The sequence below is a fragment of the Pseudomonas sp. GM49 genome (assembly GCF_000282355.1).
Taxonomy (GTDB): domain Bacteria; phylum Pseudomonadota; class Gammaproteobacteria; order Pseudomonadales; family Pseudomonadaceae; genus Aquipseudomonas.
The window spans coordinates 26042-50320 of record NZ_AKJL01000038.1; the positions used below are offsets into that span (position 1 = coordinate 26042).

At 60.9% G+C, this 24279-nt stretch carries 17 protein-coding genes; 5 read left to right on the plus strand and 12 right to left on the minus strand.

Annotation, left to right across the window (positions count from 1 at the left end; genetic code table 11):
* The first annotated feature begins 43 nt into the window (after positions 1 to 43).
* Together PMI29_RS25625 and PMI29_RS25620 are read left to right on the plus strand one after the other, a co-directional pair.
* Positions 44 to 670, plus strand: a complete 627-nt coding sequence (locus PMI29_RS25625; RefSeq protein WP_033052001.1) for a sigma-70 family RNA polymerase sigma factor — start codon at positions 44 to 46, stop codon at positions 668 to 670.
* Positions 667 to 1341 carry an anti-sigma factor gene (locus PMI29_RS25620; RefSeq protein WP_007994418.1) on the plus strand — a complete coding sequence of 225 codons (675 nt, stop codon included), beginning with the start codon at positions 667 to 669 and terminating at the stop codon, positions 1339 to 1341. The genes PMI29_RS25625 and PMI29_RS25620 overlap by 4 nt, the downstream gene beginning before the upstream one ends.
* Positions 1342 to 1442: 101 nt before the next feature.
* On the opposite strand, the gene fdhA is transcribed toward PMI29_RS25620, so the two are convergent.
* From fdhA to PMI29_RS25580, 8 genes are all read right to left on the minus strand, one after another.
* Positions 1443 to 2642, minus strand: a complete 1200-nt coding sequence (fdhA, locus tag PMI29_RS25615) for a formaldehyde dehydrogenase, glutathione-independent (protein WP_007981376.1) — start codon at positions 2640 to 2642, stop codon at positions 1443 to 1445.
* 250 nt (positions 2643 to 2892) lie between these two features.
* On the minus strand, positions 2893 to 3750 hold the full coding sequence (purU, locus tag PMI29_RS25610; protein ID WP_007981374.1) for a formyltetrahydrofolate deformylase: 858 nt from the start codon (positions 3748 to 3750) through the stop codon (positions 2893 to 2895).
* A gap of 150 nt (positions 3751 to 3900) precedes the next feature.
* Complete coding sequence (locus PMI29_RS25605; protein WP_007994422.1) at positions 3901 to 4533, minus strand: sarcosine oxidase subunit gamma; 633 nt, start codon at positions 4531 to 4533, stop codon at positions 3901 to 3903.
* Positions 4534 to 4726: 193 nt separating this feature from the next.
* Positions 4727 to 7744 (minus strand): sarcosine oxidase subunit alpha, encoded by a 3018-nt coding sequence (locus tag PMI29_RS25600; protein ID WP_007994425.1) that lies wholly within the window; start codon positions 7742 to 7744, stop codon positions 4727 to 4729.
* On the minus strand, positions 7741 to 8070 hold the full coding sequence (locus PMI29_RS25595) for a sarcosine oxidase subunit delta (protein WP_007980417.1): 330 nt from the start codon (positions 8068 to 8070) through the stop codon (positions 7741 to 7743). The genes PMI29_RS25600 and PMI29_RS25595 overlap by 4 nt, the downstream gene beginning before the upstream one ends.
* A gap of 14 nt (positions 8071 to 8084) precedes the next feature.
* The gene (locus PMI29_RS25590) at positions 8085 to 9335 is read right to left on the minus strand and encodes a sarcosine oxidase subunit beta (protein ID WP_007947735.1); all 1251 of its coding nucleotides are present in this window, start codon (positions 9333 to 9335) and stop codon (positions 8085 to 8087) included.
* Between the two features lie 23 nt (positions 9336 to 9358).
* On the minus strand, positions 9359 to 10612 hold the full coding sequence (gene glyA, locus PMI29_RS25585; RefSeq protein WP_007994427.1) for a serine hydroxymethyltransferase: 1254 nt from the start codon (positions 10610 to 10612) through the stop codon (positions 9359 to 9361).
* A gap of 283 nt (positions 10613 to 10895) precedes the next feature.
* Positions 10896 to 11648, minus strand: a complete 753-nt coding sequence (locus PMI29_RS25580) for a TraX family protein (RefSeq protein WP_007994428.1) — start codon at positions 11646 to 11648, stop codon at positions 10896 to 10898.
* 132 nt (positions 11649 to 11780) lie between these two features.
* Here PMI29_RS25580 and PMI29_RS25575 point away from each other — a divergent pair, with 132 nt between their 5' ends.
* Both PMI29_RS25575 and PMI29_RS25570 read left to right on the plus strand, forming a co-directional pair.
* Entirely contained in the window at positions 11781 to 12818 is a 1038-nt protein-coding gene (locus tag PMI29_RS25575; protein ID WP_007994430.1) for a threonine aldolase family protein, read from the plus strand.
* Positions 12819 to 13061: 243 nt separating this feature from the next.
* Positions 13062 to 13886 carry an SDR family oxidoreductase gene (locus PMI29_RS25570; RefSeq protein WP_007994431.1) on the plus strand — a complete coding sequence of 275 codons (825 nt, stop codon included), beginning with the start codon at positions 13062 to 13064 and terminating at the stop codon, positions 13884 to 13886.
* Between the two features lie 127 nt (positions 13887 to 14013).
* On the opposite strand, the gene gbcB is transcribed toward PMI29_RS25570, so the two are convergent.
* A complete protein-coding gene (gbcB, locus tag PMI29_RS25565) occupies positions 14014 to 15114 on the minus strand; it encodes a glycine-betaine demethylase subunit GbcB (protein ID WP_007994433.1) in 1101 nt (366 codons plus the stop codon).
* A 296-nt stretch (positions 15115 to 15410) separates the two neighbouring features.
* On the opposite strand from gbcB, the gene gbcA reads away from it, so the two are divergent.
* Entirely contained in the window at positions 15411 to 16706 is a 1296-nt protein-coding gene (gbcA, locus tag PMI29_RS25560; RefSeq protein ID WP_007994434.1) for a glycine-betaine demethylase subunit GbcA, read from the plus strand.
* A gap of 128 nt (positions 16707 to 16834) precedes the next feature.
* Here the strand turns inward: gbcA and PMI29_RS25555 are convergent, their stop codons facing one another.
* The 3 genes from PMI29_RS25555 to PMI29_RS25545 all read right to left on the minus strand — a co-directional run bounded on the left by PMI29_RS25555 (position 16835) and on the right by PMI29_RS25545 (position 23565).
* Entirely contained in the window at positions 16835 to 18079 is a 1245-nt protein-coding gene (locus PMI29_RS25555; RefSeq protein ID WP_007994436.1) for a metallophosphoesterase, read from the minus strand.
* Between the two features lie 27 nt (positions 18080 to 18106).
* The gene (locus tag PMI29_RS25550) at positions 18107 to 19975 is read right to left on the minus strand and encodes a hypothetical protein (RefSeq protein WP_007994439.1); all 1869 of its coding nucleotides are present in this window, start codon (positions 19973 to 19975) and stop codon (positions 18107 to 18109) included.
* A 137-nt stretch (positions 19976 to 20112) separates the two neighbouring features.
* Positions 20113 to 23565 (minus strand): alpha/beta fold hydrolase, encoded by a 3453-nt coding sequence (locus PMI29_RS25545; RefSeq protein ID WP_007994440.1) that lies wholly within the window; start codon positions 23563 to 23565, stop codon positions 20113 to 20115.
* Positions 23566 to 24279 lie beyond the last annotated feature (714 nt).

Sequence of the window (24279 nt, forward strand, 5' to 3'; positions counted from 1 at the left end):
GTCCCCGCGCATCGGGGGCGGCGGTCCGCCCGAGGTGTTCGCCGTGAATGGAACAACTGCGCGCCGTGAACTAACCTCTGCCTGCAACCGGCCCCCTGCTCCGCTTTCCGGGAGAACCGCCATTCCCATCGCCGACGCCGATCAGCTCAGGCAACTGCTGGCCCAGTGTTCACTGGGCGACCGCCGCGCCTTCGAGACGCTGTACCGCAGTGTCGGCCCGCGCCTGCACGGGGTAGCGTTGCGCTTCATGGGCCGGCCGGACCTGGCCGAAGAGGTACTGCAAGAGAGTTTCGTGCGCATCTGGAACAATGCATCGCGCTACGAAGCGCATTTGTCGGCGCCTTTGACCTGGATGATCAACATCACCCGTCATCAGGCCATCGACCAGTTGCGCAAACACCGCGATCGGCCATTGAGCGATCTCGAAGAACAGATGCTCGTGGATGAAAGCCCATCGGTCCACGAGCAACTGGCCAGCGCCCGCGAGGCCAACGCCCTGAACCGGTGCCTGGACAGCCTCGAAGGCATGCAGCGCCAGTCGATCACCGTCGCCTATTTCCAGGGACTGTCGTGCTCCGAACTGGCCGAACACCTGGCCGCGCCGCTGGGCTCGGTGAAGTCCTGGATCCGCCGCGGCATGGAGCGTCTGCGCAGGTGCCTTGAATCATGAACTATCGAACCCCGACCCTGCGCCGCGCCCTCGCCGCCGACTATGCCATTGGCCTGATGCCCGCCACCGCGCGCCGACGTTTCGAACAGCTATTGCTGGAAGACGCGGCCTTGCGCGCGGAACTGGCACAGTGGCAGGAAAGCCTGCTCAGCCTGACCGAAGCCCTGCCGGAGCAGCCGGTGCCGGATCGCGTCTGGCAAGGCATTACCGCGCGGATCGAACCGCAAGTGCTGCACGTGCCAGAGAAGCGTCCGTTCTGGAATTGGCTGCGAGTGACGGCGGCGGTTTTCTCGCTGCTGGTCGCAGTGACTCTCGGTGTGCTCTACCTCCCCGACGACGCCCGCTACAGCGCCACGTTGGTCAACGCCGATGCGCAACCCGCGATGCGCGTACAGGCCCACGAGAATTACCTGCAAGTCGAGCCGCTGACGCTCGCGGCTGTCGAACCCGGGCAAAGTCTGGAGTTGTGGGCGATTCCGGCGGACGGCAAGCCGATCTCCCTCGGCGTGATTCCGGCTGGAGGCAAAGGCAAGGTCGAATTGAGCGAGACGCAGAAAGCGCTGATCGGCAAGCCGATTGCGCTGGCGGTCAGTCTTGAACCGAAGGGCGGCTCGCCGACCGGGCAGCCGACGGGGCCGGTGCTGTACCAAGGGGCATTGGCGGCGTTGTGATTCCTTTGTGGCGATCCGACAAGCCCCCTCGCCACAAGGTATGGTTTACGCCCAAAACAAAACGGCGACCCGAAGGTCGCCGTTTTTTATTGCGTGAAGACTTACGCCGCACTGAACATCTTGTGCGGATCGATCACAAACTTCTTCGGCACGCCGGCATCGAACTCGCCATAACCCTGCGGAGCCTGATCCAGGCTGATCACCTGAACGCCTACCACTTCGGCGATGTTGATACGGTCCCACATGATCGCCTGCATCAGCTGGCGGTTGTACTTCATCACCGGGGTCTGGCCGGTGTGGAAGCTGTGGGATTTCGCCCAGCCCAGACCGAAGCGAATGCTCAGGCTACCCATTTTCGCGGCAGCGTCGACAGCGCCCGGGTCTTCGGTCACGTAGAGGCCGGGGATGCCGATCTTGCCTGCCACACGCACCACGCCCATCAGCGAGTTGAGCACGGTGGCCGGGGCTTCGTGTTTCACGCCATCATGACCATGGCCACGGGCTTCGAAGCCTACGGCGTCGATGGCGCAATCCACTTCCGGCTCGCCCAGCAGTGCAGCGATTTGCTCGTGCAGCGGCGTGTCCAGGGACAGGTCGGCGATTTCGAAACCCTGGGCCTTGGCGTGAGCCAGGCGGATGGTGTTGACGTCACCGACGATCACCACGGCAGCACCCAGCAGGCGAGCCGAAGCGGCAGCGGCCAGACCAACCGGGCCGGCGCCAGCGATATACACGGTGCTGCCCGGGCCAACGCCGGCAGTCACTGCGCCGTGGTAACCGGTTGGCAGGATGTCGGAGAGGCAGGTCAGGTCGCGGATTTTTTCCATCGCCCGATCGCGATCCGGCAGTTTCAACAGGTTGAAGTCGGCGTACGGCACCATGGCGTATTCCGCCTGGCCACCGGTCCAGTCGCCCATGTCGACGTAACCGTAGGCACCGCCCGGACGCGCCGGGTTGACGCTCAGGCACACGCCGGTGTGCATTTCCTTGCAGGAACGGCAGCGCCCGCAAGCTACGTTGAACGGTACCGAGACCAGGTCGCCGATTTGAAGGTTTTCGACGTCACTGCCCTTCTCGATCACTTCACCGGTGATCTCGTGGCCCAGCACCAGGCCGGTTTGCGCCGTGGTACGACCGCGCACCATGTGCTGGTCGGAACCACAGATGTTGGTGGACACCACACGCAGGATGACAGCGTGTTCAATCTTCCTGCCACGCGGGTCCTGCATTTTCGGATAGTCAATCTTCTGCACTTCGACCTTGCCAGCGCCGAGATACACCACACCACGATTGCCAGACATGCTTTCACCTCGCTGTTGTTTTTATGGAACCACGTTGCCCAGGCAGGCAGCGCGTTAAGTGCTCGGGTTATTGCCTGTGTGTCTTGTGTTGCTTGTCAGGGCCCCATCGTCGGAACGCCGCCCGGAGCAAGCTCGCTCCCACAGTGGATCGGGGGTGGACACAAGATCTGTGAACAACACAAAACCTGTGGGAGCGGCGGTGCGACGATTCGCCTTGCTCGCGAATGGGCTGTGAAGCGGCCCCAAAAATCTAGAGAACGACCGTTCTGTTGGCGTTCAAAAACACTCTTCTTTCGATGTGATACCCAACGGCCCGCGCCAGCGTCAGCCCTTCGATATCCCGCCCCTTGGCGATCAGGTCTTCCGGATAATGGCTGTGATCCACTGCCTCCACACCCTGGGCAATGATCGGACCTTCATCCAGGTCGTTGTTGATGTAATGCGCAGTGGCACCGACCAGTTTCACACCCTTGTTGTAGGCCTGGTGATAGGGCTTGGCGCCCTTGAACCCAGGCAGCAGGGAGTGGTGGATGTTGATCGCCTTGCCATCGAGCTTGCGACACAACTCCGGTGACAGCACTTGCATGTAGCGCGCAAGAATCACCAGCTCCGCACCGGACTCTTCAATGACCTGCCATACCTGACGTTCCTGGGACGGCTTGTCGTTCGGATCCAGCGGGAAGTGGTAGTAGGGAATCTGGTGCCAGTCGGCCAGTGGCTTGAGGTCCGGGTGGTTGGAGACCACGGCGGCGACGTCCATCGACAACTGGCCGATGCGTTGGCGATAAAGCAAGTCGTTGAGGCAGTGATCGGCCTTGGAGACCATGATCACCACTTTTGGTCGATAGTTCGGCGCAGTCAGTTCGAAGATCATGCCGAAGGCTTCGCCACGCTCGGCCAGACCCGCGCGGAACGACTGTTCGTCGAAACCATCAGGCTGGCGGAATTCCACACGAATGAAAAAACGACCCGAGAGCCGGTCATCGAATGAATGGTGTTCAGTGACGTAGCAGCCCTGCTCGAACAGAAAGCGGGTCACCGCGTCCACGGTGCCGAGCACACTGGGGCAGTCGGCGGTCAGAATCCATGTGTCTGGGGCGCGGCTCATGGTGCGGTGACTCCTGAGAAATCGGTGGATGCCTACTGTAGGAGCGAGCCCTGCTCGCGATGGAGGCCAACGATGACGCGTACTTTCTGATTCAACGCGTTGCCTTGACGTCCATCGCGAGCAGGCTCGCTCCTACAGCGACGGTGGTGATCAGGCCTGGACGCTGAGGCCGTATTCAGCGGACGCATCCTGCAACCACAGCCACCAGTAATCCGAGAAGCTGCGACGAATCAGCAGTTCCCAGGTGTCTTCGGCGGTGTGACGGATCATCAGTTGCGACTTGGCGAACACCGTGCCGACGGCTTTGCCCACCGGGAAGTTGTTCGGGTGCACGTCATAGCTGGTGGACTTCATCAGCACCTGGCGCACGTTCGGGCCGCTCAGTTCGAGGAGTTGCTGGCCGCCGCTGACGTTGACGATTGCAATGTGCAGATCGCCCAGTGCCGCGCGCAGTTTTTGCTCGGCGGCAAGCTCTTCACCGGTCGGCACGATCAGCAGCCACTCATCCGGTCCCATCCACTGCAGACTGGTCTCGCCTTTGACGATGACGCTCAGCGCGCCTGGCAATTCAATGCCCAGGGCCTTGTGCACGCCCGCGGCAAACGCGGCATCGTGGCCATCGCCACGGATGGTCAGGTGACCGAGGAGTTTTTTCTCACGCACGGTCACGCCGGCGTTCTTGCGACCCTTGCCCACCAGGCTGGCGAGGTCGGCATGATGCAACGACGACTCGGCCTTGGCCCCGGAGGTTGGGCGTTGTTGGTAAACATTGGCTGCGGTCATAAAGCACCTGTTCTGAATTCTGTTGGTTCCGGCCCTTGTGGTGGCTGCTCTATCGCCATCGCGAGCAAGCTCGCTCCCACAGTGGACTGATGCCTGGCACAAATTTTTCTGGCGACTTCAATCCTGTGGGAGCGAGCTTGCTCGCGATGCAGACGACGCGGTTTCACGGCGCGCCCACAGGACCCGAGGCCATTTAAACGTTCTGGCGTTCACCCTTCGGATCGAAGAACACCGAAGAAACGATTTCCGCCTCGATCACGCTGCCATCGGCCAGCGGTGCGAACACTCGCTCACCCATCCGCTGCAACCCGCCCTTGACCACGCCCATGGCGAACGAATAGCCCAGGGAGTTGTGCAGGTAACTGGAAGTCACGTGACCCACCATGGTCATCGGAATCGCTTGCTTGGTGTTGAACACCAGTTGCGCACCTTCCGGCAGCCATTTGGTCGGATCGATCGGCTTCAGGCCAACCAGCTGTTTGCGCTGATCACGCACGCAGTCTTCGCGGTTCATGCCACGCCAGCCGATCCACGAGAACGGTTTGGTGCGACCGACACACCAGCCCATATTCAGGTCATCCGGGGTCATCGAGCTGTCAGTGTCCTGACCGACGATGATGAAGCCCTTCTCGGCCCGCAGCACGTGCATGGTTTCGGTGCCATATGGCGTCAGGTTGTACTTCTTGCCGGCGTCGACGATTTTTTCCAGTACGCCCATGGCGTAGTCGGCTTGCACGTTGACTTCGTACGACAGTTCACCGGTAAACGAAATCCGGAACACCCGCGCCGGCACACCGCCGACCAGGCCTTCTTTCCAGGTCATGAACGGGAAGGCTTCGCTGCTCAAGTCGATGTCGGTGACTTCGCTGAGCAGCTTGCGGCTGTTCGGCCCGGACAGGGTCATGGTCGCCCAGTGGTCGGTGACGGAGGTGAAGTACACCTTCATGTCCGGCCATTCGGTCTGGTGGTACAGCTCCAGCCACTGCAGCACGCGTGCCGCGCCGCCGGTGGTGGTGGTCATGACGAAATGGTTGTCGGCCAGGCAAGCCGTCACGCCGTCGTCGAACACCATGCCGTCTTCTTTGCACATCAGGCCGTAGCGCGCCTTGCCCACGTCGAGCTTGGTCCAGGCGTTGGTGTAGACGCGGTTGAGGAACTCGCGCGCATCCGGGCCCTGGATGTCGATCTTGCCCAGGGTCGAAGCATCGAGCAGGCCGACGCTGTCGCGCACGGCTTTGCATTCGCGCTTCACCGCGGCATGCAGGTCTTCACCGGACTTCGGGAAGTACCAAGGACGTTTCCACTGGCCGACGTCTTCGAATTCGGCGCCGTTTTTCAGGTGCCATTGATGCAGCGCGGTGTAACGCACCGGCTCGAAAATGTGCCCACAGTGACGACCGGCCACGGCGCCGAAGGTCACCGGCGTGTAGTTCGGACGGAACATGGTGGTGCCCATCTGCGGGATGGTCACGTTCAGCGAGCGGGCAGCGATGGCCAGGCCGTTGACGTTGCCGAGCTTACCCTGATCGGTGCCGAAGCCCAGCGCGGTGTAGCGCTTGACGTGCTCGACCGACTCGAAGCCTTCACGGGTCGCCAGTTCGATGGCGGCGGCGGTGACGTCGTTCTGCAGGTCGACGAATTGCTTCGGCGCCCGTGCGGTGTTCTTTTCGTGCGGTACCTGGAACAGCGCCAAGGTCGGCTCTTCGAGACGGCTCAGGGCTTTCGGCAACAAGCCTTCGACAGTCTGGAACCCGGCTTCGGCAGCGGCGCGGGCGCCACCTTCAAAACCATCGGCCAGGGAATCGCCAAGACCATAGGCGCCGTTGATGCCACCGACGCACACGCGTTTCTGCGGTGCTTCGCCCGGTACGAAACCGAGGATGTCTTCGCGCCAGATCGGCTTGCCACCCAGGTGCGAAGCCAGGTGAACCACCGGGCTGTAGCCACCGGAGCTGGCCACCACGTCGCATTCAAGCCATTCGCCTGGGCTGGTCACGGTGTGAGCTTTGACATCAATGGCAGCCACACGGGCAGCGGTCACGCGCTTGCTGCCACGGGCCTCGATCACGGCGCTGCCGGTGAGGATACGGATGCCTTTGGCGCGAGCCTCTTCCACCAGCGCACCACGCGGGTTGCTGCGGGCGTCAGCGATGGCCACCACTTGCAGGCTGGCATCGAGCCAGTCCAGGGCAACGCGGTAGGCGTGGTCGTTGTTGGTGCTCAAGACCAGCTTCTTGCCCGGTGCCACGCCGTAACGACGCACGTAGGTCGAGATGGCGCCAGCGAGCATGTTGCCCGGTACGTCGTTGTTGCCGTAGACCAGTGGACGCTCGTGAGCGCCGGTCGCCAGCACCACACGCTTGGCACGAACCCGGTGGATGCGCTGACGCACCTGGCCAATCGGTGCGCGGTCGCCGAGGTGATCGGTCAGGCGCTCGTGAATGGTCAGGAAGTTATGGTCGTGGTAGCCGTTGACCGTGGCGCGCGGCAACAGCAGCACGTCCGGGGTGTTCTTCAGTTCGTCGATGACACTGGCCACCCACTCCATCGCCGGCTTGCCGTCGAGGCTTTCGCGGGAATCGAGCAAGCTGCCACCGAACTCTTCCTGTTCGTCAGCCAGAATTACACGGGCACCGCTGCGCGCAGCCGCCAGTGCAGCAGCCAGGCCAGCAGGGCCAGCGCCGACGATCAGCACGTCGCAGTGCTGGTTCATGTAGTCGTAGGTGTCCGGATCGTTCTCGGTCGGCGAGCGGCCAAGACCGGCGGCCTTGCGGATGTACTTCTCGTAAGTCATCCAGAACGATTGCGGGTACATGAAGGTTTTGTAGTAGAAGCCCGGCGGCATCAGCTTGCCGCCGACCTTGCCGAGAATCCCCATCATGTCATTGTTCACGCTCGGCCAGCCGTTGGTGCTGGTGGCGACCAGGCCTTGATACAGCGCCTGTTGCGTAGCACGCACGTTCGGGATCTGCGTGGCTTCGGTGGCGCCGATCTGCAGCACCGCGTTTGGCTCTTCAGCACCGGCGGCGAAGATGCCGCGCGGACGGGAATACTTGAAGCTGCGACCGATGATGTCGACGCCGTTGGCCAACAGTGCAGCGGCCAGGGAATCGCCTTCGAAGCCTTTGTAGTTCTGGCCGTTGAAGGTGAAGGTCAAGACTTTGTTGCGGTCGATCCGTCCGCCGTTGGACAGGCGATTGATCTGGCTCATACCTTCTCTCCCAGAGCCGTGCTGGCCGCTTTCGGGCTATCGGTCTTGTCGGTGAATTGTGGCTTGGTGCCGATCTTGTAGGTTTCGAGAATCTCGTAGGTCACGGTGTCGCGGGTGACGTTGAAGTACTGACGGCAACCGGCGACGTGATCCCACAGCTCGTGGTGCAGACCGCGCGGGTTATCGCGGAAGAACATGTAGTCGCCCCACTCCTCGTCGGTGCAGCTGTTCGGATCCAGTGGACGCGGGATGTGCGCCTGGCCGGATGCATGGAATTCCTCTTCGGAGCGCAGTTCGCCGCAGTGAGGACAGAAGATATGCAACATGGGGATTTCTCCTGTTAGTGGGCGACCGCAGCAGCGCCGTGTTCATCGATCAACGCACCGTTGTGGAAACGGTCGATGGAGAAAGGTGCGGCCAACGGGTGCATTTCACCCTTGGCCAGGCTTGCGGCAAACACGTTGCCCGAGCCAGGTGTAGCCTTGAAGCCGCCGGTGCCCCAACCGCAGTTGAAGAACATGTTCGGTACCGGGGTTTTCGAAATGATCGGGCAGGCATCCGGTGTGGTGTCGACGATGCCGCCCCACTGACGGTTCATGCGTACGCGCGACAGCACCGGGAACATCTCGACGATGGCCTGGATGGTGTGCTCGATCACCGGGTACGAGCCACGCTGGCCGTAGCCGTTGTAACCGTCGATACCGGCGCCGATCACCAGGTCGCCCTTGTCGGACTGGCTGATGTAGCCGTGCACGGCGTTGGACATGATCACGCTGTCGATAATCGGCTTGATCGGCTCGGACACCAGCGCTTGCAGCGGATGGGATTCGATCGGCAGGCGGAAACCGGCGAGCTTGGCCATGTGCCCGGAGTTACCGGCAGTCACTACACCGACGCGCTTGGCGCCGATGAAGCCCTTGTTGGTTTCAACGCCGATGCACACGCCGTTTTCCTTGCGGAAACCGATCACTTCGGTCTGCTGGATCAGGTCCACACCGAGGGCATCGGCGGCACGGGCAAAGCCCCAGGCCACGGCATCGTGACGGGCCACGCCGCCGCGACGCTGGACGGTTGCGCCCATCACCGGGTAGCGAGTGTTCTTGGAGCAGTCGAGGTACGGAATCTCGTCGGCAACCTGTTTGGCATCGAGCAGTTCACCATCCACGCCGTTGAGGCGGTTGGCGCTGACCCGACGCTCGGAATCACGGATGTCCTGCAGGGTGTGGCACAGGTTGTAGACGCCGCGCTGGGAGAACATCACGTTGTAGTTCAGGTCCTGGGACAGGCCTTCCCACAGTTTCATCGCGTGTTCGTACAGGTGCGCCGACTCGTCCCACAGGTAGTTGGAACGCACGATGGTGGTGTTGCGCGCGGTGTTACCGCCGCCCAGCCAGCCTTTCTCGACCACGGCCACGTTGGTGATGCCGTGTTCCTTGGCCAGGTAGTAAGCCGTGGCCAGACCATGCCCGCCACCGCCGACGATGACCACGTCGTAGACCTTTTTAGGGGTCGGCGTGCGCCACATTTTCTGCCAGTTTTCATGATGGCTGAGAGAGTGTTTGAAGAGGCCGAAGCCCGAGTAGCGTTGCATAGTCATTTACTCCAAAACCGCACTCAGCGATAAACCGGGAAGTCCGCGCACAGGGCCGATACCTGCTGGGCGACATTGGCCTCGACATCGGCATCGCCGAGGTTGTCGAGGATGTCGCAGATCCAGCCGGCCAGCGTGACGCACTGGGTCACCTTGAAGCCGCGCGTGGTCACCGCCGGGGTGCCGATACGCAGGCCGGAGGTGACGAATGGCGACTGTGGATCGTTCGGGACAGCGTTCTTGTTCACAGTGATGTGGGCGCGACCGAGGGCTGCATCCGCCTCTTTGCCGGTCAGACCCTGACGGATCAGGCTGACCAGGAACAGGTGGTTATCGGTACCGCCGGACACTACATCGTAGCCGCGTTTGATAAACACGCCGGCCATGGCCTGGGCGTTGTCGATCACTTGTTGCTGATAAGCCTTGAAGCCTGGCTCCAGCGCTTCCTTGAAGCACACCGCCTTACCGGCGATCACGTGCATCAACGGGCCGCCCTGGGCGCCGGGGAATACCGCAGCGTTGAGCTTCTTCTCGATTTCTTCGTTGGCCTTGGCCAGGATCAGGCCGCCACGCGGACCGCGCAGGGTCTTGTGGGTAGTGGTGGTGACCACGTCGGCGTAAGGTAGCGGGTTCGGGTACAGGCCGGCAGCGACCAGACCGGCAACGTGGGCCATGTCGACGAACAGCAGTGCACCGACCTTGTCGGCGATCTGGCGGAAGCGCGGAAAGTCGAGGGTCTTGGAGTAGGCCGAGAAGCCGGCAACGATCATCTTCGGCTTGCACTCGACAGCCAGGCGCTCGACTTCGTCGTAATCGATCAGACCGGTTTTGGTGTCGATGCCGTACTGCACGGCGTTGTACAGCTTGCCCGAGGACGACACTTTGGCGCCGTGGGTCAGGTGACCGCCATGGGCCAGGCTCATACCGAGGATAGTGTCGCCGGCTTGCAGCAGGGCCAGGTATACGGCGCTGTTGGCCGAGGAACCGGAGTGCGGCTGGACGTTGGCGTAATCGGCGCCGAACAGTTGCTTGGCGCGTTCGATGGCCAGGGCTTCAACCTTGTCCACGTGTTCGCAACCGCCGTAGTAGCGCTTGCCCGGATAGCCTTCGGCGTATTTGTTGGTCAGGCCGCTGCCTTGCGCTTCCATGACGCGCTTGCTGGTGTAGTTCTCCGACGCGATCAGCTCGATGTGATCTTCCTGACGTTGCTCCTCGGCGTTCATCGCCGCCAGCAGTGCATCGTCGTAACCCTGGATCTGGTCTTGCTTGCTGAACATCGCGTCTCTCCCAGCGGCGGCGGTGCGCCATTCGTCTCGGTGAGGCACTGGCTTTTCGGCAGTGCCCTTTGATAGCGATGGTATGACCGGCTTCGAGTGGTCAAATGCCTATGGACGCCACGCAAAGGTGCGTTTACGACATGGCGGGAAATGGCAGGCCAAACACGACCGTCGATCCAGCGCAGATCCCCTGTGGGAGCGAGCTTGCTCGCGATAGCGGCATCACATTCAACATTGATGTCGGCTGACCCGCCGCCATCGCGAGCAAGCTCGCTCCCACAGGTCAGGCGATGGCCTGTCGCACTGCGAGCAACACCAGGAAATGCAGGGGATAGAGCGCATACGCCCAACGCCGCATCGGCGGTGGTTTTACGCCCTTTGCATGTCGCAACAAGAACAGCCCGAGCCATGGCGCGATCAGACAAGTGGCGACTGCCGCCATCGCCACCGGATTGCCCAATCGAACGGAGTAATACAGCACCTGCCACTGATTGGCCGCCAGACAGACCAGCCCCGTCAATAGTGCGAAATACCAGGGCCGTTGCAGTACCAGCAGCATCGCCAAAGGCAACAGGACGCCAAAGAAACCGAACATCAATCGCTGGGAGAACAACGCCGCCAGCAGCAACGCAACCGCCGCCAGCAGTCGCGATGCAAGCACCGGCTGCTGCCAGCCACGAACCACCAACAAGCCCAGGGCAAGGGTGGGCAGCACGTTCAAGGTGTCGGGATTGGGAATGTACATTCGATAAGGAATTTCACTCACCGCGCTAAACAGCAACAACCAACCCAGATAGCGCCACTGGCCGCCGGTCGTCGGAGCCCGCACGCGCGCCAGGTTGGCCGCCATCGCCAGACAGAACCACGGAAACGCCAGGCGCCCCGGAACATACAACAGATCGGCGGAATAACCGACATATCGCAGGTGATCGAGCACCATGCTCAAAAGCGCCAGCCACTTGAGCAGATCCAGTGCCCCGTCGCGCTGCTTTAAGTGCATGGCCTTGTGCATGGTTTTGTGCATTGTCACGTGCATAATTGCCCTTCGACACTGTATTTTCCCGACAGCGACATTCTGTGCGCTCCACCTGACGATCTTGGGTACAGCGCGCACCCTCATTGACCACGGGACGCTTCACCATAGGCATCTCGACCACGGAAGCAGGCCATGACCGACAAGAGCCAACAATTCGCCAGCGACAACTATTCCGGCATCTGCCCTGAAGCCTGGGCCGCCATGGAACAGGCCAACCACGGCCACCAGCGCGCCTACGGCGACGACGAGTGGACCGCCCGCGCCTCCGACGATTTCCGCAAACTGTTTGAAACCGACTGTGAAGTGTTTTTCGCCTTCAACGGCACCGCCGCCAACTCGCTGGCGCTGTCGTCGCTGTGCCAGAGTTACCACAGCGTGATCTGCTCGGAAACCGCCCACGTCGAAACCGACGAATGCGGCGCCCCGGAATTCTTCTCCAACGGCTCCAAACTGCTGATCGCCCGCACTGAAAACGGCAAGTTGACCCCGGATTCGATCCGCGAGGTCGCGCTCAAGCGCCAGGACATCCATTACCCGAAACCCCGCGTCGTCACCCTGACCCAGGCCACCGAAGTCGGCAGCGTCTACACCCCAGACGAAATCCGCGCCATCAGTGCCACCTGCAAGGAACTGGGCCTGAACCTGCACATGGACGGCGCACGATTCTCCAACGCCTGCGCATTCCTCGGCTGCACCCCGGCCGACCTGACCTGGAAGGCCGGCGTCGACGTGTTGTGCTTCGGCGGCACCAAGAACGGCATGGCGGTGGGCGAGGCAATCCTGTTCTTCAACCACAAACTGGCCGAAGACTTCGATTACCGCTGCAAGCAGGCCGGGCAACTGGCTTCGAAGATGCGCTTTCTGTCGGCACCCTGGGTCGGAATCCTGGAAAACGACGCCTGGCTCAAATACGCCCGCCACGCCAACCACTGCGCACAATTGCTGGCCGAACTGGTCAGCGACATTCCTGGCGTGGAACTGATGTTCCCGGTACAGGCCAACGGCGTGTTCCTGCAACTGTCGGAACCGGCCATCGCCGCGCTGACCGCCAGGGGCTGGCGTTTCTACACCTTCATCGGCAATGGTGGCGCACGCTTCATGTGCTCGTGGGATACCGAGGAAGAGCGTGTGCGGGAATTGGCGCGGGATATCCGAAAAGTCATGGCATAACCGCGCCCCCTGTGGCGAGGGGGCTTGCCCCCGTTCGGCGGCGCAGCCGTCGTAAAACCGACTCATGCGATCTGCCTGTCAGGTCGCGTGCTCAGACTTTAGGCCTGCTGCGCAGGCCAGCGGGGGCAAGCCCCTCACCACAAGTTCGCGTTCGTCCGTTCCCCCGCCACTGCTCCTGAAAGACTTCGTCTACATTGTTTGTCGAGCCGACCCGCTCACATAACAACAATCAGGAGCGTCAGCATGTCATTGCAAGGCAAAACCCTGTTCATCACCGGCGCCAGCCGTGGGATCGGCCGTGAGATCGCACTGCGGGCCGCGCGCGATGGCGCCAACATTGTGATCGCCGCCAAAAGTGCCGCCCCCCACCCCAAGCTGCCGGGGACGATTTTCAGCGTGGCGCAGGAAGTGGAAGCGGCAGGCGGCAAGGCACTGGCCTTGCAGGTGGATGTACGTGAAGAGGAAGCCGTACGTCAGGCGCTGGCCCAGGCCAACGAACACTTCGGCAGTATCGATGCACTGATCAACAACGCCGGGGCGATCAAGCTGACCGGGGTTCAGCACATTGAACTCAAGCGCTTTGACCTGATGCACCAGATCAACACCCGCGCCGTATTGCTGTGCAGCCAGGCTGCCCTGCCATATTTGAAGAAGTCCGGCGGACATATCCTCAATCTGTCCCCGCCGCTGAACCTGGCCAGCAAATGGTTCGCCCAGTACAGTCCGTACACCGTCACCAAGTACGGCATGAGCATGCTGACCCTGGGCATGAGTGAGGAATTCAGGAATTACGGGATCAGCGTCAACTCGCTGTGGCCACAGACGATGATCGCCACCGCCGCCATCGAGTTTCAGCTGGGGTCGAGGGAATCGTTCAAGCATGCACGCACGCCTGCGATCATGGCCGATGCTGCGCATGTGATTCTGAGCTGCGCAAACCGCAGCCTGACCGGGCGCTTGTTGATTGATGAGGAAATACTGCGAGAAAGCGGTGTGACTGAGTTCGAACACTATCGGTTCGCGCCCGACAGCAGCGACAAGCTGATGCCGGATCTGTTTATCGACTGAAAAAAACTCTCTGTAGGAGCGAGCTTGCTCGCGAAAAACGTCTGGACAACGCGATCATTCAGACAGCACGCGTTATCGTTAGCGTCCATCGCGAGCAAGCTCGCTCCTACAGGTTGCGCGGTGTGGATCAGTACTCGATGCGCACGTCACCCTTCGGCACGCTGCAGCACGACAGGATGTACCCTTCGGCTTCGTCTTCCTCGGTGATCCCGCCGTTGTGCTCCATCTCCACTTCGCCGCCCAGCTTCAATACCTTGCAGGTGCCGCAGATGCCCATGCCGCAGGCTTTCGGAATCATCAGGCCGACCTTGGCCGCCGCCGCATGCACGGTCTCGCCCGGGGCCACGCGGATGCTCTTGCCTGAGGCGGTGAACTCCACTTCATGCAGGTCCGCGGCGTCCACTTCCGGTGCTTCAGCCGCTTGTTCGGCATGTTCCTCGGCGTCGGCGCGGGCCTCGGGCGGAGTCGCACCAAAGGATTCTTCATGGTAGCGCTTCATATTGAAGCCGGCGTTTTCCAGCAGGCGCTTGACCGCGTTCATATACGGCGTCGGGCCGCAGCAGAACACTTCGCGCTCAAGGAAGTCCGGAACCATCAGTTCGAGCATCTTGTGGTTCAGATAACCACGGTAACCGGCCCACGGCTCACCGAACCCGTGCTTCTCGCAAATCAGGTGCAGGCTGAAGTTTTCGATCCGCGCCGCCATATGTTCCAGCTCGCGGTGATAAATGATGTCCTTGGGCGAGCGGGCACTGTGGATGAATGCCATGTCGACGTTGCCGTTGGTATCGAAGAACCAACGTGCCATGGACATGCACGGTGTGATCCCCACGCCGCCGCTGAGATACAGTACTTTCGGGTTTGGGAAATCAATGGCGTTGAACAGCCCCACCGGGCCGTGCACCGCCAGCTCATAACCTTCGCGCAAGGTGTCGTGCAGCCAGTTCGAGACCTTGCCGCCCGGAACCCGCTTGATCGTCACCGAAAAGCTGTAAGGCACCGAAGGCGAGCTGGAGATGGTGTAAGAACGCATGATCGGCTGACCTTCAATCTCCAGCTCCAGGGTGACAAACTGCCCCGGCTTGAAGAAGAACATGATCGGTTGATCGGCCATGAAGCAAAAGGTGCGCACATCCCAGGTTTCCTGGATGACTTTGACGCAACGGACGATGTGTCGACCATTGGCCCAGGTCTGGGTGGTTACCGGGTTCAGGAAGTTATTGGACATGCTGATCTCCACGGCCGACTGTCGGCCTTCATGTTGGCGATTCTGCGTATAGCGCGAACCACCCATTTACCTATCTGCGACATTGACATGCTTATCGCGACCAGCCCCCAACTGCCGGGGCTTGCGCGTCGGGAACAGATTGCACCATGTCGCCCATGGATAAGGTTCTGGCCTGCGCCGGCCCCACACTCGCCCCATACCAAGACACATTCTTTACACCTTGCGTAGCAACCCTGAACAGCACACCTGATTAGCCACTTTCGCCGGCCACACAGAATGGCCTTGAGGATTAAACGATGGACGTCACTACTACCCTGAGCCTGGGCGATCCGCTGGAACCCGCACGCAAGGCCACCGCCCAGATGCTGCAAGAGCGCGAGCGCACGTTCTCGCTGCCGCAGCCGTTTTACTCTGACGAGCGCCTGTTTGATATCGACATGCAGGAAATCTTTCAGAAAGAGTGGCTGATCGCCGGCATGACCTGCGAGATCCCCACCAAGGGCAACTACCTGACCCTGCAGGTCGGCAAGAACCCGATCATCGTCATCCGTGGCGCCGACGGCGTGGTGCATGCGTTCCATAACGTCTGCCGCCACCGTGGCTCGCGCCTGTGCACCAGCGACAAGGGCAAGGTCGCCAAGCTGGTTTGCCACTATCACCAGTGGACCTACGAACTCGACGGTCGCCTGCTGTTCGCCGGCACCGAAATGGGCGCCGACTTCGACATGAATCAGTACGGCCTCAAACCGGTGAACGTGAAGACCGCCGGTGGCTACATCTTCATCAGCCTGGCGGAGAACCCGCCGGCCATCGATGACTTCCTGTCGACGCTCAACCATTACATGGAACCGTACGACATGGAGAACACCAAGGTGGCGGTGCAAACCACCTTGATGGAAAAGGCCAACTGGAAGCTTGTGCTGGAAAACAACCGCGAGTGCTACCACTGCAACGCGTCGCACCCGGAACTGCTGAAAACCCTGCTGGAATGGGACGACGTCACCGACCCGCGCGCCGACCAGGCGTTCAAGGACCACGTGGCAGCCTCCGCCGCTGCCTGGGAAGCGGAGAAGATCCCTTACGCCCACGCCAGCTTCGGCCTGCGTAACCGCATCGTGCGCATGCCGCTGCTCAAGGGCACGGTATCGATGACCATGGACGGCAAACAGGGCTGCGCCAAGCTGATGGGCCGCATCCAGAACCCGGACCTGGGCTCGATGCGCATCCTGCACCTGCCGCACTCGTGGAACCACTGCATGGGCGACCACATCATTGTGTTCACTGTGTGGCCGATCAGCGCCCAGGAAACCATGGTCACCACCAAGTGGATCGTGCACAAGGACGCGGTCGAAGGCGTGGACTACGACGTGGAGCGCATGCGCCAGGTCTGGGACGCCACCAACGACCAGGACCGTCGCCTGGCCGAAGAGAACCAGCGCGGCATCAACTCCACCGCCTACCAGCCTGGTCCGTACTCCAAGACCTATGAGTTCGGCGTGGTCAACTTTGTGGACTGGTACAGCGAGCGTCTGCTGAGCAATCTTGGGGCCGAGCCTGCGCCGTACCTCAAAGGGGTTCCGGTTCAGGGCTGATCAAGATCAAAAGCTTCGCGAGCAAGCCCGCTCCCACAGTGGATCGGTGGCGTACACAAGTTTTGTGAACGACACAGACCAAAGGTGGGAGCGGGCTTGCTCGCGAAAGCGGCCTCACATTCACCCCATCAGCTTGAAGACCACCGCACCGTCCCATTCTCGCCAATAAACGTCTCTTCGATGTTCTCCCCCACCAGCCGCACCTTCACATACCCGTTCAATACCCGATCCGGATAGGCCGGATCCCGCGCATTCTGCGTTTCTGACCACAACACCCGCGAATGCCCGTCCAGTTCACTGGCATTGCCGTAGGGAATCGCCCCATGCCCGGCGCAACGTGCGTGCAACCCGCCCTGGGCCGCGTAGCAGATGCCATTATGCAAATGCCCCCAATACCAGTAGTCCGGCTCGCGCCCCAGGGCGTCGCACACCGGTTGATACAGCGCGGTCTTGTTGTGCCCTGAGATGTCAAAGCCCTGATGATGACTGAGCACCATCAGTTTCTTGCGCTTCGGCAGGCTTTTCATCCAGTCGATCTGCGGTTGGTTCAGGGTGCCATCCATGTACAGGTTCATGGCGTCCGAGGCATACGCCGAGTCGAGGCCGATCACCAGCCAGTCGTCGTTGTACAGCGCGAAGTAACTGGTACCCTGCTGCACCGGAAAACGCTTGGCCAGCTCCTTGAAATAGCCGTGGGCGCCGCTGTACATCTCGTGGTTGGAATTGAGCGTGAACGAACCCTGCGTGCCCATCGGCCAACCGGCCATGTCCGCGTCCTCCTGCGAACGGGTGCCGGCGTAATACACATCCCCCAGGTGAATGGTGAAATTGGCCCGGGCCAGTTGCATCTGATTGGCCACTGCCACCGCCGGGGCATGGCTGTCGAATGGCCCGGTCCCCCAGTCGCCGGCGATCGCCAGGGTCACGTCGCGTTCCATTTTCACCAGTGCCGGGTCAGTGGCGAACGGTGCGTGATGGTGCAGGTTTTCGATCCACTTCAGCAGCGCCTCGCTCCATAAAAGATCGAGCAGTTCCCATTTGCGGCAACCGAGCAGACTGCCATCCTTCAGCACCCGGGTTTGCAGCTCATCCACCGATTGTGGCAACGGGCTGGCGTTACCGATGCGCAGGATCGACAAGCCGTGGGCCAACTCCCACGGCACGCTCGGCTGATCGTCCGGCAACTCACCGTGCTTGAGCACGTACTGCGCCTGATCGTGACCACGTTTGAGCAGCGCGATGATGGCTTTGAACTCCTCGGGTTCGAGCTCGCTGACGAGCTTCATCCAGGCCATTTCCACACGTGTGAGCAAACCGTGCAGGCGCACCTTGACCTTGTCGTATTCATGTTCCCAATGAGCAGCTAATGACATGTTGGCACTCCTCCATCCGTAGTGGATTCACAGGGTTTTCATGAACTCAATGAGCGCCCGCTTATCGAGTTCCGACAGTTGCGTGCCGTACAGATGGCCACCGTTGTGGTTGCCCTCCAGACGAGTGTCGTATTTGAAGTCCGCCGAGGCTTTCACTTGCTCGCCACTGGTGACGAAACCAACCTTGTCCTGGTCGTAAATGTCGGAGCCGGTGAAGAACACCTGCGGCCGTAGTTGCGGTGGTTGCAGCAAATCCCACAGTGTCGGCACCGAACCGTTGTGCAAGTACGGCGCGCGTAACCAGATGCCGTCGGTGGGCGTGTTGCTGTAGCTCTGGGTCTTGCGGTAGGCGCCAAAATCGAACGGCGATTTCTTGAAGCCATGGAAGGCCGTCACCAGACCAGTGGTGAACGAGTTCAGCCGATGGGGATCGGTACCCAGTTCATCAATGTTGGTGGTGACCTGACCGGTGTCGGTGCGGCCGAAATCATGGCAACCGGCGCAGTTGTTTTCCCAGACCGGCTTGCCCCGGGCGACCTTGGCCTGATCCAGCGCGAACGGCCAGGCCGGTGCCTTGTGGCCCAGCAGCCAGTTGGTCACCCGGTTGAAACTGGCCGGCAGCACCGACTCCGGCGTCGCGCCCACGGCCATGGCCGCCGCATAGTTGCGCTCGTGAATGTCGTTGTTATTGCCGTCCCAGTGCAGGTACAGCGACTCCCGGGGTTTCTGGTTCCAGACTTGTGGCAAGTCGACGGTGCCGATGGTCGAATCATCCGGGAAGCCGAATACCACCATTTTCGTCGGGTTGAAGGTGTCGGTGCGACCCGGCCCTTGCGGTGCGCGCAATTGTTGCCAGGCATAGGCCTGTTTCTGCTTGATCAGCGCGCTCGTGGCCATCGGGATGATCAAGTAGCGGTTGTACAACCGCTCGAAGAATCCGAGCTGGAACTTGCTGTTGATCGCCGCCATCACCGCATCGGTGGTGAATTTCGGGTCGCTGGCGCAATCGTAGGCGAACCACTGGAAGGCTTGCAGTTGCAGGGTGTTGGCCGGCGCACTGGCCACCGCAGTGGCGACGTCGCTGGCATTGGCGCGGTAGGAGCCGGTGTGGCACAGCGCGCAGTTGGGCTCCACGGTCGGGTAGCCGATTTGTCGTTTGGCCATGCCGATCGGCAGATCCTTGCCGTTTTCGTAGAGGAAACCGAACACTTCGTAGCCACCAGGCTTCGGCAATTTTTCCGGGCACATTTGCGGCAGCACGGCGAACAGGTAATACGGGATCCGCGCCTCAACACCGAGACCAATGGCGGCGTACTTGTAGTGGTCTTCGTCAGAGGCGTATTGCTCGGCCGGCACCACCCGCAGCATCTGATACCAGGTCTGGTAACCGATGAACCCCAGCGCCAGCACCACGATCAGCGTGGCGACCTTGAAGCTGTGCTGCTGCCAGCGTCGCGCCCAGGCTGCACACCACTCACGCCAGCCGTCGCGAAGCAACGCCCAAGGCCGATTGGCCGGAGCGCTGCCCAGGTACAGCAGAATCCCGAGGATCAGAAACATGCTCAGATCGCCCAACAGCATCGGCACGAATACCTGGGCCTGGTTGCTGGTGTTGATCAGATAGATCCAGAACGCCACGGCGACCAATCGCGACAACACGCACAGCCACGAATGCACGACATATCGCGGTGCGTTGAAGCCTGACGGCATGTAGAACAGGCTGATCCCCACCAGCAGCATGCCGGCATTTTCCAGCCACGGATCGGAGAGTTGCGGCGGCATACCGAGCATCGAGGTCAGCAATGCCGGCGCAAACAGCGCCGGGATTGCGAACACCATGTTCATTAAAATGCCTAGCCAGATGAAGCGTTGAAACCAGCGGATGCAGGTGTCCATATCATCCTTTTCCTTGTGCAAGACTCACATCGTGCGGTGCCTGGTACTCAGCTTTGGCGAGCAAGCCGCTCCCACACAGGAATGCAGTCACCTTGTGGGAGCGGGCTTGCCCGCGAAGCAGTCGACTCGGCCTCGAGTCAGCCGAGAGCTGTTTTCTCCAGGTGTCCAAGGATGATCGGGTACACATCCACCACCGCGTTCTTGCCGAACATGCAGTCGATGTGGCCGTAGCCCGGCACCACGTGCCGGCTGTAGCGCTCCGGTCCGTGGACCTTGCATACCCGCTCGTAGGTCTTGAGCGTGCTTTCCGGCAGGTAGCATTGGTTGTCGGCGCCGCTGATGAAGCAAATCGGCATGCTCAAGCGCTCGAAGTGCGGCATGTACACGTCATGACCCTTGAAGTCCACCAGATGCCCCTTGCGCACGATCAGCGCCAGATGCTCGAAGGTGTGCATGTTCGACTCACCAAACAGCTCGTGCAGGTTGTCGTGCAGGGTTTCATTGAGGGTGTCGTGGCGGTACAGCGAGGCGTACATGAAGGTGATGCGGTGGCACACCGGGTTGGTGCAGTAACCCTGGGCTTCGATCCGCGCATAGCCGTTGAGAGCTTTGTCGTAGAGTTTGTTGAACCAGTTCTCCTTGCTGTCGGCATAGGCAGTGAGTGATTTGATGCCGAGCGCGTCGAGCATCCCCGGCAGGTGCAGCCCGGCCTTCAAGCCTGTCGCCGTGGCGACCACGGTGTCGGCGGCAATCTGCGAGCAGACCACCGAACGCACGCCCTGCAACCCGGCCAGCAGCGACATGAAGAAAGTCGTCGCGCCGTAGCAATGCACCACGCACTGCACATCGTCAGCCTTGGTTTCCTGCTGGATCCGAGCGATGGCCGCCTTGAAATCGTATTGGGCAATCTGGTCGCCGTTCCATTCCCGCTTGCTCGCCGGTAGCAGAATGCTCACCCGCAAATCCAGCAACCAGACGTCGTAGTCATGCTTGCACAGGTATTCCAGCAGGTTGGTCTGGATGGTATCGGTGGAGAAAATGTTCGAACCCACCCCCAAGCCATGTACCAGCATCACCGGGCCTTTTGTGCCGCCCTGGTAACGGGTCAGCCTTAGTTCGACGCCATCCTCGGTGGAAAAGAAATGCACGCTCGGTGGCGGCGCATCCAGCGGTCGTTTTTGCCGTGGCGGTGCATCGGGGTTGAAGTAGATGTCACCGGCGAACACCCCGCCGTAGCTTTCCCAGAGGATGCCGGCGAAGAACTTGCCGAAGCGCGCCAGACCGTCGATGCGCTCGCGCTCGTTGCGGGCGTTGAGCACCTTCATGGTGGTCATCTGTTTGGCGAAATCGGTCGGGTGGATGTGCATCACCCCGCAGCCAATCACCTCGCCACTCTTGTCCGGCCCGCGATACAGCGTGATGTAGAGGGTGCTGGTGTCGTGCCAGATGTTCAGCACACCATTGTCTTCCGGCACGGTTTTGAAGGCGCTGAAGAAGTAATCGCTGCCGTTCTCGGCGGTCAGCTTCATTTCGTAGTTCATGTGGCGCACGCCGACCTGTTGCTGATACTGCTCGAACAGGTTGAACACACCATTGCTGGCGGTCAGCGGCTCAGGTGACAACGCCGGAGCGTTAACCGTGCCGACCAGGGTTGCGGCATGCTCCGGCTCCTTGATCATACGATTGAGGTCGGCGGCAGTGATGGTCAGGGTGAAGTCGATCGGTGAATTGTCCGCTTCGCCACGCTTGGCCGCGGCTTCATAGACTTTCAGGTCGGTGCTTTGCGCAGCGGTGAAGGCCCGGGAGAAATAGCCCTTCATGGTTTCGGTGAACTGCACACCGAGAGTCTGCGGCACCGACGGCTTACGCGGCGCCGACGGCAGTGTGTAGTCGATGTGCCAGCCGCGATCAGCCGCCAGCAGTCCCATATTGCGCTCGCTCACCGCCGAGATGGTCAGCAGTGGGTTGACCGCCAGCGACGTCGGGATAACCGCACCGTCGGTCACATACAACGAGGCGTACACATCGCTGCCGCTGGCACCACTGAACACCTGCCCCTTGTGGTTGACCACGCCTTGCGCCGCGTCCTCGCCCATCACGCAACCGCCCAACGGGTGTACCGAGACGATGCTGTGCTTGAGCAACTTGGTCCAGATCGGATTTTCCACCCAGATCCCGCCCAGCGCCTTGGTGCTCTGGTGCAGCCGTTCGTTGCCGAGTTTGACGTTTTCCTGCTCGCCGACACCCGGCCAGTCGATACGCAGTTGGTCCTTGCTGTCGAGCAGCATGCGTCCGTTGCCGCTGTCGTGACTCATGATCAGGTAGGTCTGCATGTTGTGCAGCGCGCCGTAGTACGGGCCACGCAGGAAGCTCTCGACTTCGCGTTCCTTGTACTTCACCTTGGCGCTGAATGTGTCGTCGCTCGGCACGCCAAGCAACTCGGCGAACCCGGCCATGCTCGGCACCATCGGCCGGCCGAGGGCGCCGGGGATCGAACCTTCTTCGATGACCATGCGGCTGCGCCAATCGCCTTCGGTACGCATGTCGATGATCGAGGTAATGCACGGACCGACCGGGTGCATTTCCTTGGCCGGATGCGCGCCGAAACCGATACCGTTGATGCTCTGTTCGCAGTTGTGGCCGAAGCCGAGGATGTCGCCGTTGCCGCTCATGTTCTCGCCGAGCTGGCCGGACATTGCCAGGCCTTTGTCGCGAGAGCGCAGGAGGATTTCGGTGGAGCCGAGAGTGCCGGCAGAGACCACGACGATGTCGGCCTTGACGAACAGGGTCGGCGCGGAAAACTTTTCGCGACCGCTGTCCAGGTACTGGAAGTGCACGATCCAGCCATCGCCGTCGCGCTCCAGATACCGCACCTCGGCCTGACAGAAAATCTCCGCGCCATGGTTCCAGGCGTCCGGCAGGTAATTCATCAGTGTGGTGTTCTTGGCCTTGTTGTTACAGCCCGAAACGCAGTCACCGCAGTGATTGCACGGCAGCTGCTCGACGCCGACGTGGTTGGTGTTGTTTGGCAGTTTGTCGAAGGTCACGTTGATCGGCGGCTTGTAGAAATGTGCGCCCTGCTTGAGGTAATCCGCGGACTTTTTGTTGGCGTCGAGTTTGGGCAGGTTCGGCGCAGTGTTCGGATAGGGATTGGGCTTGAGCATTTCCCGGGCGCGGGCGTAACCGTCCCTGAGCAGGGTGTCACGGTGTTCGCGCACTTGCGGCGGCCAGCGCGGGTCGTCAAACACCCCGGGCTCCGGTTCCAGGGAGACGTTGGCGTTGATCAACGACGTTCCACCGAGGCCGCAGCCCACCACCACGTTCTGTTGGGCATTGACGTGCAAGTCGAACAGCCCGGTGCGTGAACCGATGTGGCCGTCCGGATCATGCACCTGCAGCTCTTCAGTGGCGGCGAGCATGGTGTTGGGGTACTCGCCGGGGCGGATTTCCCGACCTCGCTCCAGCAGGCACACCCGTTTACCGGCCCGGGACAGGCGCGACGCGGCAATGCCGCCGCCGTAACCGGAACCGATGACGATCACGTCGTAGTGTTCCTTGATCTCGCTGATGGGCGTTGCAATCCGTGTCATGAGTAGGTTCCTCTCAGGCAAATTGGGCAACTCTGAGGTTGCCTGCAATCAATGGGCGAACGGGCACCTGGCCTCCGGGCGCACCCGGCGGCAGCACAACGGTTTGGGCAGGATTCAGGCGCTATAGGCGAGCGCGCTGGTTGGCGGTACGACGCAGCGTGCGTTTGCGCGGCAACGGCGTCGCCAGCAAAGCGCGGAACGTACAGGGATTAGGGGACGAGCGATGGGGCTGGCTATCCATCATGTGTTCTCCCTGAACCTGATGTGGATAAGTGACGGCTGTCCTTGTGCCATTGGAGTGAAGACAGGCGACAGATTGAAGTCAAGGTTTTGACCTAGAACTGTACGAAATCTGAGCTATCGCGTTGCGCACTATAGCCGGCGGGGTTTGTGGGGTTTGGCGAACAAGTTATCCACATAGCCACCCACAGCAAATGGGGACAACTATGCAAATGCTGGAAACTTTCTCCACAGAAACTGAAGAAAATCCGTGACTTATTCAAAACCAGAGTTCTCGGCGGGCATAGATCATTTTTTGATCAACACCATGAACACCACGTTCTACATGGCCTGTGGCGGATGACAAACACCTTATCCACAGAAGCGCCAACAGACTTTGGGGGCAACTTCGAGGGGGCTGTGGAAAACCGCTGATAACCTCGGACTTTCTGAGTTTTCGGACGGTATAACCGTAAAAACCGGTGAATTGATCGA